Source organism: Methyloceanibacter marginalis (assembly GCF_001723295.1).
In the GTDB taxonomy this organism is placed as follows: Bacteria; Pseudomonadota; Alphaproteobacteria; order Rhizobiales; family Methyloligellaceae; genus Methyloceanibacter; species Methyloceanibacter marginalis.
The window spans coordinates 1-2,159 of record NZ_LPWD01000135.1 but is presented as its reverse complement, the minus strand read 5'-3'; the positions used below and the strand labels follow the sequence as shown (position 1 = coordinate 2,159).

Annotated in this window: 4 protein-coding genes; 1 reads left to right on the top strand and 3 read right to left on the bottom strand. The window is 61.1% G+C overall.

Features of this window, described 5'->3' with window-relative positions:
• A partial coding sequence (locus AUC71_RS20190) for a hypothetical protein (RefSeq protein WP_204376650.1) occupies window positions 1-304 on the top strand: 304 nt, incomplete at its 5' end.
• Window positions 305-381: 77 nt separating this feature from the next.
• Here the strand turns inward: AUC71_RS20190 and AUC71_RS06005 are convergent.
• The 3 genes from AUC71_RS06005 to AUC71_RS05995 form a co-directional block, all read right to left on the bottom strand.
• Window positions 382-762 (bottom strand): hypothetical protein, encoded by a 381-nt coding sequence (locus AUC71_RS06005; protein ID WP_069623539.1) that lies wholly within the window; start codon window positions 760-762, stop codon window positions 382-384.
• The gene (locus AUC71_RS06000) at window positions 759-1,007 is read right to left on the bottom strand and encodes a hypothetical protein (RefSeq protein ID WP_069623538.1); all 249 of its coding nucleotides are present in this window, start codon (window positions 1,005-1,007) and stop codon (window positions 759-761) included. Before AUC71_RS06000 ends, AUC71_RS06005 begins: the two co-directional genes overlap by 4 nt.
• 170 nt (window positions 1,008-1,177) lie before the next feature.
• Window positions 1,178-2,119 carry a 3-hydroxybutyryl-CoA dehydrogenase gene (locus AUC71_RS05995; protein ID WP_083238135.1) on the bottom strand — a complete coding sequence of 314 codons (942 nt, stop codon included), beginning with the start codon at window positions 2,117-2,119 and terminating at the stop codon, window positions 1,178-1,180.
• Window positions 2,120-2,159 lie beyond the last annotated feature (40 nt).

Sequence of the window (2,159 nt, the reverse complement as noted above, 5' to 3'; positions counted from 1 at the left end):
TTCCGCGCGGGACACTGAAGAGGCGGCCACAAAATCCGCCCGGGCGAACACCGTCAAGCAAGCGACGGCGCGGTCCGCCGAAAATCCGGCCGCCAAGGCGGCCGGTCCGGATGCTTCCAGGCAAGTGACGGTGCGATCCGATATGCCGGTCCTTCGCGCACCGGCGCCGGAGACAGCCCCCAGGCAACAATTGGCGATGCGGACCGAAAAGCCGACAGCCAAGAACGCGCCGCAGGCCCCGCTTGAGCGCAAGGCCATGAGGACCACGCGCGCAAACTGGTGGGATTGGCTCTTCGGCCGCTAGCCGGCTTTCAGGAAGCGCAAAGAAAAGGGCCGCCGTCAGGACTCTGGCAGCGGCCCTAAATCGCGGATCTCTCAAGGCTACTCGTCGTGCGTATTCACCACGAAATTGTCGAAGGTGAACGTCGCGGGCGCGTCTTCCGGGGAGATGCCGTACACGCCGATAACACCGCCATCCTTAGGCTGCCTGCCTTTGAAGCGCTGCACCTTGGTGCCGTTGATGAAGATGGTCGCGTCCTTGGGCTTCAGGTCGAGCTCGACACTATTCGTCTCGCCGACGCCCTTCTTGAGGGCCAGCGTCTCCTCCGTGAAGATCGTCGTCTGCTTGCCGTTCACGATCCTCCTGACCTCGATCCAGCCGTCGGCCCAGACGAACATCGAGTAGTAATTGTCCCAGTCCTGCCACCAGAATACGAGGCCGATGGGGCTATTCGGAATTTTGGAGGCCTCGGCGATCGTCATATCGATGCAGACATTGGCGCCATCGTTCCGCGTGCTGAAATTGACGATGCCGCCGTATTCTTTGACGACCAGGCACCGTCCTCGACATACAGGTTATCGTCGGACTCGCCCCACGAGACGTCCAGGAACTCAAACTCGTCCTCGAACAGAGCGTCGTCCGGATTGCACTCAGCTGCCGCGGGGCTGGCGGCAAGCGCCAAGCCAAGCGCGAGCGCGACGGCCACGAAACGCGATTGAAACTTCATTGCTCATCTCCATGCGGTGATGGCAGTCCACCCTCTGCCATATGTGAGAAGTCGCTCCGGGACGGGAGCTTATCGGCGAACAATGACATCTTCAAGCGAGCGCCAGCGCGCGCCGCACGCAGAGTGGCGCACGCTGTAACGTCTCGAAACTAGAGAGCAAATTGCGTCCGCTAGCGCGTCGGCATCGGCGTTTCGCCGCGATAATCATAGAAGCCGCGCTTGGTCTTCCGGCCGAGCCAGCCAGCCTCGACATATTTCACCAGCAGCGGACAGGGCCGATACTTGGAATCGGCGAGGCCCTCATAGAGAACCTGCATGATCGACAGACAGGTATCGAGCCCGATGAAATCCGCGAGCTGAAGCGGCCCCATGGGATGATGCGCGCCAAGACGCATGGCCGTATCGATCGCGTCAACCGAGCCGACACCCTCGTAGAGCGTGTAGACCGCCTCATTGATCATCGGCAAGAGAATGCGGTTGACCATGAAGGCGGGAAAGTCCTCGGAAACCGCTATGGTCTTGTCCAGCGTATCGACGAAATCTTTGGCCCGGGTGAAAGTCACGTCGTCCGTGGCGATGCCCCGGATCATCTCGACCAGCTCCATCACCGGAACCGGGTTCATGAAATGCATGCCAATGAAGCGCTCGGGCCGGTCCGTCGTGGCCGCCAGCCGCGTGATGGAGATGGACGAGGTGTTGGTGGCCAGCACGGCGTCCGGCTTGAGGAAGGGACACACCGCCACGAAGATCTTGCGCTTGACGGTCTCGTCCTCGGTGGCGGCCTCTACAACGAGGTCCACATCGGAGAAGTCCTGGAACGTCTCGGCGAAGGAGATCCGGCTCAACGCCTTGTCCCGGTCCTCCTCGCTGATCTTGCCCGAGGACACCTGGCGCGACATGTTCTTGGTGATGGCTGCGAGGGCCGTGTCGAACCGCTCCTTGGCGACATCGTTGATCGCCACATCGTAGCCGCCCAGCGCCACCACATGCGCAATGCCGCTTCCCATTTGGCCGCCGCCGACAATACCGACTTTGCTAATGGGCTCCACTTTACGCTCCTGCTCCGATTTCGATTCCGCGCGGAGTTTCGAACCTTCCACTATGTCGTCCATCACACGTCCTCATGAAGCCGCTACTCTCCGTATCCGGCTT

Excerpts from the sequence above, each read along its gene's own strand:
- AUC71_RS05995 (WP_083238135.1), bottom strand. The coding sequence starts at position 2,119 with ATGGACGACATAGTGGAAGGTTCGAAACTCCGCGCGGAATCGAAATCG.
- AUC71_RS06005 (WP_069623539.1), bottom strand. The coding sequence starts at position 762 with ATGACGATCGCCGAGGCCTCCAAAATTCCGAATAGCCCCATCGGCCTC.
- AUC71_RS06000 (WP_069623538.1), bottom strand. The coding sequence starts at position 1,007 with ATGAAGTTTCAATCGCGTTTCGTGGCCGTCGCGCTCGCGCTTGGCTTG.